This is a genomic window from Nocardia wallacei (assembly GCF_029868745.1).
Lineage (GTDB): Bacteria > Actinomycetota > Actinomycetes > Mycobacteriales > Mycobacteriaceae > Nocardia > Nocardia wallacei_B.
In genome coordinates, this window is record NZ_JARWOP010000163.1 from 43405 (window position 1) to 59442 (window position 16038).

Below are 16038 nucleotides of genomic sequence, written 5' to 3' on the forward strand. Positions count from 1 at the left end.
TGGCGCCGGGTTGGTGAGTTCATATCCGGGCGGCTCGGGCCGTGCGGCTGACGAAGGGATCGCACCCGTGCGTGCTGTGAGTGTTGTCGCCGCGATCATCGCGGTCGTACTGGGACTGTCCGGAGGGGCGACGGCCGCACCGGCAGCGGGCTGGGAAGCGGTGTGGGCGACCGCGCCGATGCGCGCGTCGGAGAGCTTCGCGCCCAACTGGTCCGAACAGGGCTTCGCGAATCAGACTGTGCGGCAGGAGATCCGGGTAAGCAGCGGCGGCCCGGCACTGCGGATCCGGCTGTCCAACGCGTACGGCACGCAGCCGCTGGAAGTGACCGGAGCGACCCTCGCCCGGACGGCCGGTGCCGCCTCGGTGCGGCCGGAAACCTTGCAGCACTTGACCGTCGGGCTGAATCGCACATTCACAGTCGCCCCCGGCACGGAAATCGCCACCGACCCTCTGGTATTCGCGGTCTCGCCGCTGGAATCACTGACCGTCACTCTGTATTTCGCCCGGCCGACCGGCCCGGCCACCTACCACGCGCAGGCGTTGAACACCACGTACCGCGCGAACGGCGACCACCGCGCCGACGGCCCGGCCGATGCGTTCGCCGAGACCTCGCAGTCCTACTACTACCTCTCCGGGGTGGAGACCGCCGCGCTCCCGCGCACGTCGGGCGTGGTCCTGTTCGGTGACTCGATCACCGACGGCTACGGCGCGACGCCGGACGCGCGCAACACTTACCCCGACGAGCTCGCCGAGCAACTCACCGCACACGGCACCCCGCGCCCGCTGCTGAACCTGGGCATCGGCGGCAACCGCGTCACGGTCGACTCGCCGCGCCTGGGCGACAGCGCGCTGACCCGGTTCCACCGCGACGTGCTCGCCCAACCGGGCGTCGGCACGGTCGTCATCCTGGAGGGCATCAACGACATCGGTCTCAGCGGCGGCGGTGACCCGGTCGGCGCACCCTTCCCGGTCGTGTCCGCCGAGCAACTCATCGACGGCCACCGGGAGCTGATCCGGCAGGCCAGAGTCGCAGGCATCCGGGTGATCGGCACTACCCTGCTGCCGTTCGCGAGCTCGGACTACTACACCGCCGACCGCGAAGCCGTCCGCCAGGCCGTCAACGCCTGGATTCGCACCTCAGGGGAGTACGACGCGGTCGTGGACCTCGACGCCGCCCTCGCCGACCCGGCCGACCCCGCCCGCCTGGATCCCCGCTTCGACGTCGGTGACCATCTGCATCCCAACGACGCCGGATACGCGGCAATGGCCGACGCCATCGGCCCGCGCCTGCCCGCGTAGACTCTGCTTCTCGTGAGTCTCACCCTCGGTATCGTCGGCCTGCCCAACGTCGGAAAATCGACGCTGTTCAACGCGCTGACCAAGAACGACGTGCTGGCGGCGAACTACCCGTTCGCCACCATCGAGCCGAACGTCGGGGTGGTGCCGCTGCCCGATCCGAGACTGGACAAGCTGGCCGAGATCTTCGGCTCCGCGCGCATCCTCCCCGCCACGGTGTCGTTCGTCGATATCGCCGGGATCGTGAAGGGCGCCTCCGAGGGCGCGGGCCTGGGCAACAAGTTTTTGGCCAACATCCGCGAGGCCGACGCCATCTGCCAGGTGGTCCGCGTCTTCGCCGACGACGACGTGGTGCACGTCGACGGCCGCGTCGACCCGCTCGCCGACATCGAGGTCATCGAGACCGAGCTGATCCTCGCCGACCTGCAGACCCTGGAGAAGTCCGTCCCGCGCCTGGAGAAGGAAGCCAAGGTCAAGAAGGACCGCAAGCCGGCCTACGAGGCGGCGAAGGCAGCCCAGGACGTCCTCGACGAGGGCAACACCCTGTTCTCCGTCCGCGACAAACTCGACACCGACCTCCTGCGCGAACTCTCCCTCCTCACCATCAAGCCGTTCCTCTACGTCTTCAACGCCGACGAATCCGTCCTCACCGACGAAGCTCGCGTCACCGAACTAAAAACGGCCGTAGCCCCCGCCGACGCCGTCTTCCTCGACGCCAAGGTAGAAGCCGAACTCCTCGAACTGGACGACGAGTCCGCCGCCGAACTCCTCGAATCCATCGGCCAATCCGAACCCGGCCTACACGCCCTCGCCCGAGCCGGCTTCCACACCCTCGGCCTCCAGACCTACCTCACCGCCGGCCCCAAGGAAGCCCGAGCCTGGACCATCCACCAAGGCGACACCGCACCCAAGGCCGCAGGAGTCATCCACACCGACTTCGAGCGGGGGTTCATCAAGGCCGAGGTCGTGGGGTACGACGATCTGGTAGCGGCGGGGTCGATGGCCGCGGCGAAGGCAGCGGGGAAGGTGCGGATGGAGGGGAAGGATTATGTGATGTCGGATGGGGATGTGGTGGAGTTCCGTACCGGATTAGCGTCTGGGAAGAAGTAGCAGGCTGCTACCTGGGAAGCTGAGATGCGGGTAGAGGGTGCGATGACGCGCGCGTACTCCGCGCCTGTTTGCCTTGTGAGCCGAATCTTTGGGCAAAGATGTCGGAGATTCCTCCGGCTACGAACTACACTTCCAAGGTGATGAACAGCGACGATTCAATCCTGGTCAAACAGATCAGCGATCGGGCGAAGGAGATTCGGACTGATGGCTATGCGATGTCCATCGGCGAGGTACTCTCCTTGTACCGCGACGGAGACATAGAGATACATCCCGAGTTTCAGCGAATTTTCCGCTGGGATGATGATCAGAAGTCCAAGTTAATTGAGTCGATCCTTCTAGGAATTCCCATCCCGTCGATATTTGTCTCTCAAAGAGAAGATGGTGTCTGGGACGTAATCGATGGAGTTCAGCGAATATCCACAATTCTGCAATTTGTAGGTGAGTATGTAGATGAAGGAGGAAACAGGCAACCCGGCCTAATTTTAAGGCAGGGGGAGTATTTGACAAGCCTCGAGGGATACAAGTACTTCAAAGATGATGACGAGGACGATTCGCCAGTATTCAACGAAGCCCTCAGGAGGGATTTTAAGCGGGCAAAGCTTGAACTTCGAATCATAACCAAAGAATCCGACGAGAATGCAAAGTATGATCTTTTTCAACGGCTAAACTCCGGATCGATTCTTTCTCCTCAAGAAGCAAGAAACTGCTTGATGGTTATGATCAATAAGCCGTTCTATGAGCAAGTCAATGAGCTATCGCAAAATGTCGATTTTATGGCGTGCGTCCCTTTGACTGACCGGCAAGAAGACCGAGCTTATCGGTCGGAGTTGGTTCTCCGGTTCTTCTGCCAGGTGGACTTTTCTGCTGGGTCATCCGAACTTAAGAAGGAGTATGGCGACTATCTAACGGATTGGATGAGACGCCGGGCGGCGGGATCTGATCTGTTAGATGCGGCACTCTTCGATAAGACTTTTGGATTGCTGAATGGAGCTCTTGGCGAAGATTCATTCCGTCGCTTGGGCAATAATGGTCACACGGGCCCTTTCTCGATTTCTGGGTATGAATTTGTTACATCTGGCGTTTCGCACAATATAGCAAGCTGGGAGAACAAACCTCAGAGCGAGCTAGCTGAACGCATCAAAAGCATCTGGTCAGCTCCGATATTTAAGTCCAATTCCGGAACTGGCGTTAGTCCCCGTCGCCGAGTGCCTAGGCTCGTTAACGCGAGTCGTGAATACTTTGGCCAGTAACATGGCGGCGACAACAGACGAGGATTTTGAAACCTTTGTGGATGAAGAGCTTGCATGGCGGAGGATTGAGCTTACGGCATTGGCGGACCAGCTCAATTCGGCTGCGAAGAAGAGCCCTTCTAGCCCTGTGGCACGTGCGCTTGCGCGAGGTGTGGTTACGCTTTTGTATGCTCATTGGGAAGGATACTGTAAGGCAGTATTCGAGACATACGTTAAGTTGATAATAAAACGGAAGCCACTTGTTTCGCAGGCGGCAAATAGCTTAGTACTCGCCCATGTTGCGCATCTCCTTCGCAGATTAGACTCTGGAGATCAAGCCGCAGGTCTAGAGATAGTAAGACTCGCCAGAGGCGCTTCATCGGAGCGGTTGAGAGTCGCGCATGATAAAATAGTGGATACGAAATCAAACCTCCGATTTGCTGTGTTTGAATCAATCATGTCGTCACTTAATTTGCCGATATCTGATTTCTCAACGAAGCGACATCTAATCGATGTCCAGCTGTGTGATCATAGGAATGATATTGCTCATGGAAGAGCGAATTTCCCTGAGGCCAGTCATGTGCTGGAACTGCATAAAACGGTAATAGAAATGATGGAGTCGGTTCGCGATTTGTCGATCGGTCAACTCCGGTCTAAATCCTATTGCATTCCTAAGTCCATGCCCGACGGTCGGCCGACCGGTAACTCAAAATTAGTCGATCCGTGAATCTTCGAATATAGAGATCGTAACACGGCACGTCCTTAGCTTCGACGCAAGGGTACGGTTAGGCACATGATTTCAGCTGTTGTGTTCGATGTTGGTGAGACACTGGTTGATGAGACTCGGGAGTATGGGACGTGGGCTGACTGGCTCGGTGTCCCGCGCCACACGTTTGCTTCCGTGTTCGGTGCGGTCATCGCGAACGGGCTCGACTACCGCGAGACATTCCAGGTGTTCCAACCGGGCTTCGACCTTGCTCGTGAGCGGCAAGCTCGAGCGGGCGCGGGCAAGCCGGAGTCATACGGGGAGGAAGATCTCTACGCTGATGTTCGGCCTGCCTTGTCCAAGTTGCAGGAGCTGGGCGTATGGGTGGGCATCGTCGGCAACCAGACGGTTCGGTCTGGTCAGATCCTTCGAAGCTTGGAGCTCCCAACGGACTTTATCGCGACATCGGACGACTGGGGTGTAGAGAAGCCATCGGCGGAGTTTTTCGCGAAGGTGGTCGAGGTAGCGCCGTGTAGTGCCGAGCAGATCGTGTACGTCGGTGATCGCATCGACAACGATGTTGCGCCCGCGAAGAAGGCTGGCATGAGGACCGCCTATATCCAGCGTGGCCCGTGGGGCTGGATCCTTCGGGACAAGCAAGAGGTTGCGGACCTATCCGATTGGAAGATCCGCGACCTTACGGAGTTGCCGGAAATCGTTGCGGCGGAGAACGGTTCGGCTAGCCAACAAGTGAGTTGACGGTCGTGTGCCAGTCGTAGAGCCGATCATCGAGGCTCCGAATAGCTGGCAGTGAGTCCCACTGGCGGAGCGTCTGGCGAACCGCCTTGATGCGGTCCATCGCTGTCGCGTACCAGTTCCGAGCGAGGATATCGAGAGCTTCCTCTAGGTAGGTGCAGGCTTGCTCCGGGCTCTGCTCCAGGACTGCGGCGGCAGCCAGGTCTGCTAGGTATACGGCCCGCTGCTTGATCGACTCGTCAGGAAGATCCGATAGCACTTGTTCGAGGGTCTGACGGGCCTCGCGACCCTGGCCCGCAGTGATAAGGGTGTTGCCCTTGAAGCCTGCGAGCCGAGTGGGAGAGAACCAATCCAGCCATGGCGGTGACGGGTTCTGATCGCTGTCGTACTTCCGATAGCACTCCTCAGCGTGATGGATCAGGCGGAGAGCGTGCCGGGTGTCGCCGAAACGTGTCTCGGTTTCGGCTTCGACTGCGTCCAACCACGCCACCATCTCGGTGCTGGCGTTGCCACGGCGTGCGAACGTCCGCGCCGCGCGAATTCGATCACGTGCCTCCTCGGCGCGTGATGGATCGCCGGAAAAGGCTGGGGCGAAGGCCATGTGCGCTAGCGTCGCCGCTCCGAGCAAAGCGTCGTCGGCCTCGTGCGCTGCTTGCAGCGCAAGGGTCAGACTTGGCTGTGCGAGATCGGGCTGCTGAAGATCGAAGAACTCGATACGGCCGGCGAGCAAGCCTGATTCTGAAACAGCCCGTGCAAGCATGGTTTTCGCAGAACCGGACAACTGCTGAAGCAGTTCGATACCCAGTGCTGCATGTTCTGCGACGGCACGATGGAGCGGTGCCGCGGGCACAGACCAGTAGAGATGGCGATGCGAAACAGTGACCGCCATGAAATCGGTGGCGACCGAGGTTGGAAGCATCGAAGCCGAGGCGCCGAAATGCCTTGGCGCCCAGCTCTCAACATGCGGAGTGCCGCCTGATTGGATAGCGGAGCCTCCTGTGTCCGTCCATGGCGGACTGAAGCCGAGTTCGGTGATCGGTCTCTTGAACAGGGCTTCCAAGGCAGTGGCGTGCTCAGGGTGTGGCCAGGGCGACTCATCGGACTCCCAACGCCTGACTGTCCGGGCGCTGACCGCAATGCGGAGCCCGATAGTGCGAGCCGTTTCGTTGAGTGCGTCAGCGAGGGCGGTTTGTGATCGGTATCCGAGGGCTTGTCGGGCCGCACGAAGCGCGGAGTTCCCTGGGGTCGTCATGAGATCAGGATAGTCCTTTATAGGTCCATTATGTATAGATCCTGACTGCAAATGGCCGGTCTACGTCCTCTTATATGGCCTTTAATGATCAGTTGTCTGGCGACAAGATGCCATGCATCAAGTGTTGAGTGCTTCGACTCGAAGGCTTCTTTTGAGCTGACCAACGCTCGCGGCCTGCTGCTTCGAAGCTGACATGGACGGCGAGGAGTAAGGCATGAGGCGGATACCGACGGCACTCGGGTGGATAGACCCCGACGTGTCGAATTCGGCGGAATGGGATGCGGCGCAGGTGCGTCGGTTGGCTCGGCGGCTCGGGTACGTGCTGATTTGGCCTGATGATTCGCCGGTTCGGCTGGTGGATCGCGCACGTGCTGCGGATGTCGACGTGGTGCTTGTACCTGCTCCGAATCATCTGGACGCCCTCCAGCTTGACGCGCTGATGCAGGTGGCGGATGTCGAAATAGTCTGTCCTCGAATGTCTTTCGATCGCTGGGCGGCATTGGGAGCGGGCGCATGAAGGCGGCGGAGGTGGCCGTCCTGTCGGTCCTCGCCCCTGGCGGCATGCTGACCGTCGCGCAGATAGGTCGAGAGACGGCGCTGACCGGGTGGAGTACTCGTAACGAGCTGGCTTCTCTGGATGTGCGAGGGCTGGTAGTGCCCAGCCGATCGAGGGGCCGTTGGCAGATCAGTCTGCGTGGACGTGCAGCGCTGGCGGTAAAGACAGGGCTCGGCCGATGAACGGATGGGTCGCCCTTGGCTTGTTCGTAGCTGTTGCCGTGCCGAGCGCTGTCTTCGTGGCAGCACTGCTGTGGCCGGAGCGCCCACCGCCAGGCCGTTCGGTGGACGAAATCCGACACCGAGTCGAAGACGAGGACCAACCGCTCTGACTCCGCTTTCCAGGCCGAGATCGTCGCCTACGACGACCGGGTCGCCGGCTCCATGGCCTCCGCCAAGGCTTCGGGCAAGGTCCACATGGAGGCAGGTACCACACCATTGCACGCCGGCGACGTAGTGGAGTTCCGGTTCAACGTGTAGGGGATCAGGCGCGAAGAGGTTTTGGTTAGAGGCGTAGGGCGGTGCGGACGAGGGCGGCGACGGCTTTGGATCTGCTGTGCGGTGGCCAGGCGATGACGGTTGTGACTGCCGGCGCGTCCGGTACCGGCACGATGGCGTGCTTGTCGCGCAAGTGGGTTCGGACCGACTCGGGCATGATCGCGCAGGTTCGGCCGAGGGCGATCAGCTGGGTTAGTTGGGTATGGTCGCGGACCTGCGGGCCGGGGCCGTCCGGGTAGGTCCCATCGCGGCGAGGCCATCGCGGCAAAGGCAGATCCGTCAGGGCGGAGACCTCGGCCAGAGACATATGGGTCCGAGTGGCAAGGGGGTGCCCGGCGGGCAGGACCAGGACCTGCTGTTCGGTGTGCAGGTCCTCGGTGTCGAATCCGGCAGTCGAGTCGAAGGGACGGTGCAGCAGGGCGACGTCGGCGCGGCCGTCACGCAGGAGTTTTTCCTGTTCGCCGGGCCCGCACAGCGTCACCTCGACGGTGACGGCGCCCGGTTCGGCGGCGTAGGCGTCCAGCAGCTTCGACAACAGTTCGCTGGATGCTCCGGCCTTCGTAGCCAACACCACCTGTGACCGATCGGCAGCGGCACGCCGGGTACGGCGCTCCGCGGCCTCGACCGCGTCGAGCACGATTCGGGCTTCCCGCAGTAGCACCGATCCCGCCTCGGTCAAAGTGATTGCGCGAGAGGTGCGTTGCAGCAGCACTACTCCGAGCCGTCGTTCGAGCTGCTGGATCGTCCGCGACAGTGGTGGTTGCGCCATCGTGAGCCGCTGCGCCGCCCGCCCGAAGTGCAATTCCTCGGCGACGGCGACGAAGTATCGCAACTCCCGAGTCTCCACCGTGGCATCGTATCCGCCGCTGACCGCGCCCGATACCCGTGCGGTATGGCCGCCTACCCGGTTGGTCTTGGACGCGCTACGCGAGGCCGAACCAGGATCGACGGTATGGGTACACAGACGATCGCGCTGGTGACCGGTGCGAACAAAGGAATCGGATACGAGATCGCGGCGGGCCTGGGCGCCCTCGGCTGGCGAATCGGTGTGGGCGCGCGGGATTCACAACGCCGCGACACCGCAGTGGAGAAGCTCCGCGCGGCCGGAACCGACGCGTTCGGTGTACCACTCGACGTGACCGACGACGCGAGTGTGGCCGCTGCTGCCGATCTCATCGCCAACCGAGCCGGAGGCCTCGACGTCCTCGTCAACAACGCCGCGATCACGGGCGGTATGCCACAGGCGCCCACTACGGTCGATCCCGCGACTGTGCGAGTCGCCGTGGAAACCAACGTGATCGGCGTCATCCGCGTCACCAACGCGATGCTGCCCATGCTGCGCGGCTCGGCATCACCGCGAATCGTGAACATGTCCAGCAGCGTCGGCTCCCTCACTTTGCAGACCACGCCCGGCACCGAGACCGGCCCGATTTCTGCCGCATACTCAGCGTCGAAGACCTTCCTCAATGCCGTCACCGTCCAATACGCAAAAGAACTGAGCGACACCAACATCCTGATCAACTGCGGCTGCCCCGGTTTCACCGCAACCGACCTCAACGGCTTTCGCGGCTACCGCACACCCGCGCAGGGCGCGGCAATCGCGATTCACCTCGCGAACCTCCCCGACGACGGACCGACCGGCGGATTCTTCGACGACGCCGGAACAGTGCCGTGGTGACAGGCTCAGGCTGGTCGTGTCACGATCTATCGCGTGGCAACCGACTCGGCGCGATTGGCGGACTACCTGGCGGCCCGCCCGTATCCCCGTGGCGAGGTACTCACGAAGCCATCGCCCATCCCGGCGGCGCGCGGTATCTATGGCTGGTGGTTCCGGAGATTGCCGGCTGAGATCGATGCTGGATGCTGCGCTACGAAGGACGGTCTTACGCTCCTCTACACCGGAATCGGACCGTCGAAGCCTCCCGCGAACGGCAAGGCGCCGAGTCGCCAGACAATCAGATCAAGGATCAGGACGCATTGCACGGGTAATGCGGCCGGCTCGACGCTGCGGTTGACGCTCGGGTGTCTGCTGTCGGATGAGCTCGGGATCGAACTCCGCTTGTTCGGCTCTGGCAAACGATTGCATTTCGGTTTGGGTGAACGTCTGTTGTCGCAGTGGATGCACGAAAATGCGCTGGTTTCATGGATAACCGATCCGATGCCGTGGGAGGTCGAAGACGAGCTGATCGCGACGCTCGATCTACCGCTGAATCTGAAAGGCAACGCGCGGAACGGATTTCATACGGTTCTTACGGCAGCCAGGTCGGCAGCGAGAACCCGCGCGACCGATCTGCCGGTGTTGGCCAATCCGGGCGTAGGCGGCCGCTGGCCGTAACGGTCGAAGTTGCCGGATCGATCCCCTGAACGCCAGGCTCAACTCGATACCAGGAAGTCGGTCATGGCAGATATTGCGTCGAGTGCTGCTGCATGGTCGGGGATTGCTCTCGAGCGCTCGCGTGCGAAGTAGGTCGCGAGTATTTCGCGGTTCGTGAGGCTCCATACCATCGCAAGCTCTGCGACGCGGGTACCACCGAGGACCTCGGATATCTCCTCCCCGAGCAGGTAGAGCGAGGCGAGGTTGACATCCATATCGGCACGGAATAGTAAGTCGGCACGCCCTGTGTCGAGTCGGTACAGCGTCGACCGGATTTCCTCGTCCTGCTGATACCAGCTACACGCGGTGGCGATATCAGCGGCGTCTTTGTACTCACCATTTGCCGAACGGTCGCACCATGCCTTCAGCTTGAGTGCGGCATAACCGGCCGGAGAGGGAAGCCGGACTCGATAACCACTCGGCAAGGACAGCTCGACCGCCCGATCGAACACTTCCTGGAAGCCGAACACATCAAGTGTCTCTGCCCTGCCCGGCAAGGTCGCTGTACCCGCAGGATCCTCGATTTTTCCGAACGGCACCACATCGACAGCGATTCCTGCGATGGAGTAACGGACATCGGTGGTTCCGGATCGGGGGAGCGCCGAGGTGATCCGCTCGTACTCTCTGTGGCCGCTCACCGCAATTGCGATATCTACATCGACCGTGGAGCGTAGTGGAGCCGTTCGACCGAACGCTGCGTGTAGTAGGTCGCGGCAGTGTGCTCCGATGAGCATGAGAGACATGGCGTTTGCCTCGGCATTCGAGATCAACTCGACGACGACCGTATCGATCAGGTCCAACGATTGTGAGTCTATGCGCTCGGGATCAAACAAGTCGTTCCCTTCTCAGCACGCCTGCTACCTCGGCCTGTCGCGGTTCTCTGGATGTGATGAGATCTGCATAGACCAGAGTTGGGGGTGCCGCTGACTCGACAAACGCTGGGGATTTATCGGGGATGGTCAAGCCTTGCGGTTCCTTCCAGAACTTCTGCCGGACTTCGATATTCGGTTGATCGGACTTGTGCCAACCGTTTTTCATCGCCTCTTTCGGGTCGAAGTTTTCGACGTAGAGAGTGAGTGTCTGCGGGTGCTTGATGTCGCCGACAGCCGATTCGCCGCTGACGAGGTAGCCCGGTGGTGGTGACCAGCGCCTTATGTCTCCTTCGAGCGAGGCTTCGCTGATTTTCGGAAGAAGCGAACCACGGAACGCGGCGGCCCACAGATCGAGGAGTTCGTCGCGGCGTTGCAGTGTCCTGCCTATCAGGTAGTCGGCTTCCTTCATGGCGTCGAGCGCCGACTGCGTGAGCCCTACGGAAGAACGGGCTACATCGGCAATCGTGCGAACCGGCATGCCCGCGAGCCCCGGCCAACAGAGCAACGCGAACAGCACCTGCATCCGCTTGGCGCTGAAGAGGTTCGCGCCCGTGGCCCGAGGACTCGAACGAGTGTCGTGGCCGCCACGGCCTCGGATGTCGATCAGCACCGGGCCGATCTCGAGATGTGCGTTACCTGCTTGATCGACGTAATCGATGTGAGCGTCACGCAGGGCGTCTGCGGTGCGACTGCTGATCCGAGGGCCGGCGACAAGGAGGCGATCGGATCGATCGAGACGTGATACCGCCGAAAGTGTCGGGTTAGGCAACCAGGTCATCTGATAGGTCGTGTCGGCACCGTGGCGGCTGAACTTGACCACCGCGGTGTCGTCGGACGTCCAGTGCTCGACGTGGAAGTCCACAGAGAACTCCGACAACGTCCGGGCCATCGAACGTTCGATGTCTGGGTGTCGTGTTCGGTCTTGCATGATGTTCAGTTTAATTGAACATCGACAAATACTGAACAAGGCCAGTGACCGACGTCACGCCCTAGGGTGATTCCGACCGGTGAGGGCTGACTTGTCTACAAGACACGGGCGTTGTCGCTGGGCAGGGTTGGGGTGTTGCGGGACGAAGGAAGGGGACTCCGATGGGTGACACCACTGCTGGGCCGGTGATGGGGCGGCGGCGGATCAGGTTGATGGGGGCTGCGGTGTTGGTCGCCCTGATGGTCGGTGGGGTGGGAAGTGTTGCGGGGGCTGGGCCGGAGGGGGCGCAGGAGCGGATGGTGGTGCTGCCTGGTGGGGATGTTCATGTCGTGACGGAGGGGGAAGCGCAGAACGATGCGGTCGTGCTTGTGCACGGGCTGGGCGGGTCGACGGGCTGGTGGGATCCGGTGATGCCTGCGCTGCGGGGGAAGTATGTGGTGCGGATCGATTTGCTCGGGCATGGTGGGTCGGCGAAGCCTGAGGATGGTTACAGCATTGGCGCGCAAGGGGATCGGGTCGGGGAAGTGTTGGATCGGCTCGGTGTGCGGCGGGCGGTTGTTTTCGGGCATTCCACCGGCGGGTATGTAGCGACTTCGCTGGCCGAGCGGCGGCCGGGGCTTGTCGCCGCGCTCGGGCTGATCGATTCCGGTTCGCGGCTGGACGCGTTCACCGACAACGGTCCCGCGGGGGAGTTGCTGCTCAATCCGGCGATCGGGCAACCGTTGTGGCCGCTGCTGCCCGATGCCGTGCTTCGGTATTCCATGAGCAGTGCTCTTACCCGCGACGTACCGATTCCCGATCAGTTGGTCGCCGACTTCAAGGGAATGACGTATCGCAGCCTCACCGCGACCTCGAACGCGTCGGACGAGTATCTGCGGGACCGGCCCGCACCGGATCGGCTCGTGGATCTCGCGCTGCCGACCATGGTGATCTACGGCTTGCAGGACAAGCGTTGGCCCGCAGCGTCTTTCGAGGAGTATCGCCGCGTTCCGAATGTGCGGCTCGAATCCCTCGATTGCGGCCACACCCCGATGCTCGAGGATCCCGGCCCCACGGGCACCCTCATCCGCGACTTCGCCGAGCATCACTGAGCCAGCTCCACCAACCACCACTGACCACATCTTCCCCTGAGCATCGCTGCGCAGAGCTTGCCCATCCACCTCTGACCACACTCCGCCCAACACCACCGACAACCCCGAACACTCAAACGGAGGCACGCATGCGGATCCTGATCTCCGGCGCCAGCATCGCCGGACCGGTGCTTGCGTACTGGCTTGCGCGGCACGGCTTTTCGGTCACGGTGGTCGAGCGGGCGGCGGCTCCGCGCAAGACCGGCGGTCACGCGGTCGACTTGTTCCGGCCCGCGAGGGACATCTCGGAGAAGATGGGTGTGCTGGCACACATCGAGGCGCGGACGACCGGCACACGCCGGCTGGCGCTCGTTCCGGAAGGCGGGCGGCCGGTCCGGGTGGATCTGTCCACGATCTTCGGTGCCGCGTCGGATCGGCACGCCGAGATCATGCGTAATGATCTGAGCGAGATCTACTACGAGGCCGCCCGCGACGACGTCGAGTACCTGTTCGGCGACTCGGTCGAGTCTTCCTCCGCCTCACCACCAAAAGCGCGCGCTTCCACAACTCCATGACAGTCGACGACTATCCATCCCCACCGAGGCAGAGCACCGCCTAGGCCTCGAGCAGTTTTCGCAAGGTGTCAAGGTTGGCTGCGACCGCCGACTTGACCTTGACTGCCACGACCGGGCCGGCCAGTCGCAACGGTCCACGTAGTTCCAATTCGACGGTGTTGCGTAGTCGTGTTCCGGTGGGGATGGACTCGAGGTCGTAGGACACCACGGCCGGGAAGGGACCGATCTGACCACGGACCTGTAGCCGTCGCAGGGGCTGAAATTCGCTGACTTCGAACTCTTCGGTGGCGGGTTCGGGGATCGAGCGGGTCTGGCGATAACGGGTGCCGACCCCGACCGGACCGTCGGAGGTCTGCGTCGTCTCGGTGATGGCGTAGTTCCAGACCGGCACGTTCTCGAAGTGGGCCAGGTAGTCGAACACGTCGGCGATCGGACGGTTGATGGTCAGCGTGTTCTCGAACGTGGTCATGCCGCCAGTAAACACCCCAATTGGTCCAGGAACCGCCGCTTCACAACCTGCGCTCCAACCACCACTCCGCCACCAGCAGCGAGGAAGTCCACCCCAGCCACGTACCGATCCCCGCGATCGTTTGCGTCATCAACTGCTCGTCGCCGTGAAATGTCGTGTGCAACTGGGGACTCAGCGCCACGATGAGGACGCCGCCGAGCAGCCGGTTGAGGATGATCGACAGGGTGAGGGCGAAGCTGCGGATCATCCAGCGTCGATGGTCGGGGAAGCGGCGGTGGCGGACCGCTCGCCAACCGGTGATCGTGACGGCGAGCCACAGCAGCGCCAGCATGACGTTGCTGACCCGGGCGACCGGGCCGAACGGGCTGGTCGCGCCGATCACCACGCCCGCGAGCCCGGCGGGCAGCACACCGGCGAAGACGTACCAGCGGCCCATCCGCCGATGCACCGCCGGATACCTGCCGCGGAACCACGGCCACACCTGGAAGCCGCAGAGCAGGATCGCGATCGAGCCGCACACCACGTGCACGACGAGCAGCGGATAGTGCGGCGCGAAGCCGGGATCCGGCACTCGCGACAGCGTCGGATCCAGCGTCAGATACGGCGGCAGGGAGAAAGCGACGAAGGCGACGACGAGCACCAGCAGCGGGCCGACCCAAGGCCGCTGCCACCAGCGTGAACTCTTCGGACGCGCGGCTTGCCTGGTCGGTACTGCCATGATGGACCACCCGAGATGTCGGAAACAACTACTGCGTATGATATACGCAAAGCGTAGCGCATACGCAGTAGAGGAGGAATAGTGGCCGAGGAGCTACCGCGCGTGACACGCCTGCTGTGGGAGGGCAATCGGTGGTCCGGGCGCGGGCCGCGACCGGCGCTCAGTCTCGAGCGCATCGTCGCCGAAGCCATCGCGATCGCCGACGAGGAGGGCATCGGCGCAATATCGATGCAGCGCGTGGCCAAGCAGCTCGGCGCGGCGACCATGTCGCTGTACCGGTACGTGCCGAGCAAGGACGAACTGGTCGCGCTGATGTTCGACACGACCATGTCCGACCCGCCGGACCTGTCCCGGCACGGATGGCGCGCGGCGCTCGAGCAGTGGTCGCGGCAGTCCCGCGAGCTGTATCTGCGGCATCCGTGGATGCTCGCGATCGGGGCGAACAATCGCTGGATGGGACCCAACGAGGCCGCGTGGGGCGAGGCCGCGATCGGCGCGGTGACGGCGGTCGGGTTGCCGCCGGACACCGTCGCCGATGTCATCTTCTCCGTCAACGCCTTCGTCGGCGGCATCGTCCGCCTGGAGATCGATCCGACCCTGGGCCGCGACCAGGCCGGGCATGTCGGCCCCGCTCTCGATCCCGCGGCGCTCGAGCGGTACGGCCGCCCGGAGCGCTTCCCGGCCCTGCTGGCCATGTTGTCCGCCGACCCCGGTGACGACTACGGCACCCGAGACCTCGCCGCGTCCGTCTTCGAATTCGGCCTCGGCAGACTACTCGACGGCATCGCCGCCCACCTCGCCCGCTGATTGATTCCGCCAGGCGCGCAATGCTTCTCCCGCGAGCACATCCCCGTGCCCCACGCAGACGGTGTCGACATCCAGGTCCGTGAGGCGGTGAGCGGCGGCCTCGACGGCGTCGCTGTCCAGGTTGAACACGCCCGACATGGTGGCGCCGCGGAAGTTGGCGAGAGTGTCGCCGGTGAACAGCACGCGGTGGCGTGGCAGGTGCAGGGCGATGCTGCCCGCCGTGTGGCCCGGAACGGCGAGAACCGTTGCGCCGCCACCGAAGTCGAGTACTTCGCCGGCGTGCAGTTCACGGTGGACCGGGGCCGGGCGCGGCGGCGCGACCTGCGGCAGGCCCGCGAAGATCGGGCGTTCCCAGTCGCGCAGCACGGGGTCGGGCTGTGGGCGCTCGCCCCGGACGATATCGGCCTCGGTGTGATGAGCCCAGATCTCGGCGCCCCGGTCTGCCAGGTCGGCAGCCGAGCCGAGATGGTCGATGTGGGCATGGGTGATGATCACTCGCCGCACCTGACCGGGGGCGAAACCCAATGTGCGAAGGCCGTTCTCGATCGCTCCGGCGGCGCCGGGCAGGCCGCAGTCGATCAACGTCACCGCGGCGCCGTCGTTCCAGACGTACACATTGACGTCGTTCACCTCGGCAAACCGCAAGGCGCTGAGCTGCGGCAGGACGGATACGATCTCCACACCGCGAACCTACCGACAACGGACCCGGCTGCGCGGGAAATCTGCTCTGAGCAGAGAAGCGGGGGGGGGGCGCCCCCCACCCGCGCCCCCGCCCCGCCCCCACACCAAGCGCCCCCGCTGCCGCGCCCCCCCCACGAAAAC

The 16038-nt window shown here is 63.0% G+C and carries 17 protein-coding genes and 1 pseudogene; 11 read left to right on the plus strand and 7 right to left on the minus strand.

Annotated elements, in window-relative coordinates:
- Nucleotides 1-67: 67 nt before the first annotated feature.
- From QH470_RS13510 to QH470_RS13530, 5 genes are all read left to right on the plus strand, one after another.
- Nucleotides 68-1300 (plus strand): SGNH/GDSL hydrolase family protein, encoded by a 1233-nt coding sequence (locus tag QH470_RS13510; RefSeq protein WP_280272682.1) that lies wholly within the window; start codon nt 68-70, stop codon nt 1298-1300.
- A 12-nt stretch (nt 1301-1312) separates the two neighbouring features.
- Nucleotides 1313-2407: a redox-regulated ATPase YchF gene (gene ychF, locus QH470_RS13515; RefSeq protein WP_280272683.1), complete on the plus strand. Its 1095-nt coding sequence runs from the start codon at nt 1313-1315 to the stop codon at nt 2405-2407.
- A 140-nt stretch (nt 2408-2547) separates the two neighbouring features.
- On the plus strand, nt 2548-3657 hold the full coding sequence (locus tag QH470_RS13520; RefSeq protein WP_280272700.1) for a GmrSD restriction endonuclease domain-containing protein: 1110 nt from the start codon (nt 2548-2550) through the stop codon (nt 3655-3657).
- Nucleotides 3638-4363 (plus strand): MAE_28990/MAE_18760 family HEPN-like nuclease, encoded by a 726-nt coding sequence (locus QH470_RS13525; RefSeq protein ID WP_280272684.1) that lies wholly within the window; start codon nt 3638-3640, stop codon nt 4361-4363. Before QH470_RS13520 ends, QH470_RS13525 begins: the two co-directional genes overlap by 20 nt.
- A 66-nt stretch (nt 4364-4429) precedes the next feature.
- Nucleotides 4430-5101 (plus strand): HAD family hydrolase, encoded by a 672-nt coding sequence (locus QH470_RS13530; protein WP_280272685.1) that lies wholly within the window; start codon nt 4430-4432, stop codon nt 5099-5101.
- Here QH470_RS13530 and QH470_RS13535 read toward each other — a convergent pair.
- On the minus strand, nt 5082-6350 hold the full coding sequence (locus QH470_RS13535; RefSeq protein ID WP_483243936.1) for a helix-turn-helix domain-containing protein: 1269 nt from the start codon (nt 6348-6350) through the stop codon (nt 5082-5084). The two genes, QH470_RS13530 and QH470_RS13535, sit on opposite strands and share 20 nt — an antisense overlap.
- A gap of 214 nt (nt 6351-6564) precedes the next feature.
- On the opposite strand from QH470_RS13535, the gene QH470_RS13540 reads away from it, so the two are divergent.
- The gene (locus QH470_RS13540) at nt 6565-6867 is read left to right on the plus strand and encodes a hypothetical protein (RefSeq protein ID WP_280272687.1); all 303 of its coding nucleotides are present in this window, start codon (nt 6565-6567) and stop codon (nt 6865-6867) included.
- A 543-nt stretch (nt 6868-7410) separates the two neighbouring features.
- Here the strand turns inward: QH470_RS13540 and QH470_RS13550 are convergent.
- Nucleotides 7411-8250: a LysR family transcriptional regulator gene (locus QH470_RS13550; protein WP_280272688.1), complete on the minus strand. Its 840-nt coding sequence runs from the start codon at nt 8248-8250 to the stop codon at nt 7411-7413.
- Nucleotides 8251-8355: 105 nt separating this feature from the next.
- Between QH470_RS13550 and QH470_RS13555 the strand changes: the two genes are divergently transcribed.
- Both QH470_RS13555 and QH470_RS13560 read left to right on the plus strand, forming a co-directional pair.
- Nucleotides 8356-9081, plus strand: coding sequence for an SDR family NAD(P)-dependent oxidoreductase (locus QH470_RS13555; RefSeq protein ID WP_280272689.1), 726 nt, complete (start codon nt 8356-8358; stop codon nt 9079-9081).
- A gap of 33 nt (nt 9082-9114) precedes the next feature.
- The gene (locus QH470_RS13560; RefSeq protein WP_280272690.1) at nt 9115-9738 is read left to right on the plus strand and encodes a GIY-YIG nuclease family protein; all 624 of its coding nucleotides are present in this window, start codon (nt 9115-9117) and stop codon (nt 9736-9738) included.
- Nucleotides 9739-9776: 38 nt separating this feature from the next.
- Here the strand turns inward: QH470_RS13560 and QH470_RS13565 are convergent, their stop codons facing one another.
- The gene (locus QH470_RS13565; RefSeq protein WP_280272691.1) at nt 9777-10577 is read right to left on the minus strand and encodes a hypothetical protein; all 801 of its coding nucleotides are present in this window, start codon (nt 10575-10577) and stop codon (nt 9777-9779) included.
- 25 nt (nt 10578-10602) lie between these two features.
- Nucleotides 10603-11577 (minus strand): type IV toxin-antitoxin system AbiEi family antitoxin, encoded by a 975-nt coding sequence (locus QH470_RS13570; protein ID WP_280272692.1) that lies wholly within the window; start codon nt 11575-11577, stop codon nt 10603-10605.
- A gap of 329 nt (nt 11578-11906) precedes the next feature.
- On the opposite strand from QH470_RS13570, the gene QH470_RS13575 reads away from it, so the two are divergent.
- Both QH470_RS13575 and QH470_RS13580 read left to right on the plus strand, forming a co-directional pair.
- A complete protein-coding gene (locus QH470_RS13575; protein ID WP_280272693.1) occupies nt 11907-12668 on the plus strand; it encodes an alpha/beta fold hydrolase in 762 nt (253 codons plus the stop codon).
- A gap of 128 nt (nt 12669-12796) precedes the next feature.
- A pseudogene (locus QH470_RS13580) lies at nt 12797-13171 on the plus strand (FAD-dependent oxidoreductase); the annotation flags it as partial.
- Between the two features lie 91 nt (nt 13172-13262).
- Here the strand turns inward: QH470_RS13580 and QH470_RS13585 are convergent.
- The gene (locus QH470_RS13585; protein ID WP_280272694.1) at nt 13263-13691 is read right to left on the minus strand and encodes an SRPBCC family protein; all 429 of its coding nucleotides are present in this window, start codon (nt 13689-13691) and stop codon (nt 13263-13265) included.
- A 40-nt stretch (nt 13692-13731) separates the two neighbouring features.
- Complete coding sequence (locus QH470_RS13590; RefSeq protein WP_280272695.1) at nt 13732-14409, minus strand: DUF2306 domain-containing protein; 678 nt, start codon at nt 14407-14409, stop codon at nt 13732-13734.
- Between the two features lie 102 nt (nt 14410-14511).
- Here QH470_RS13590 and QH470_RS13595 point away from each other — a divergent pair, with 102 nt between their 5' ends.
- Nucleotides 14512-15216, plus strand: coding sequence for a TetR/AcrR family transcriptional regulator (locus QH470_RS13595; protein WP_280272696.1), 705 nt, complete (start codon nt 14512-14514; stop codon nt 15214-15216).
- Here the strand turns inward: QH470_RS13595 and QH470_RS13600 are convergent.
- Entirely contained in the window at nt 15181-15897 is a 717-nt protein-coding gene (locus QH470_RS13600; RefSeq protein ID WP_280272697.1) for an MBL fold metallo-hydrolase, read from the minus strand. The genes QH470_RS13595 and QH470_RS13600 overlap by 36 nt on opposite strands.
- Between the last annotated feature and the right edge of the window lie 141 nt (nt 15898-16038).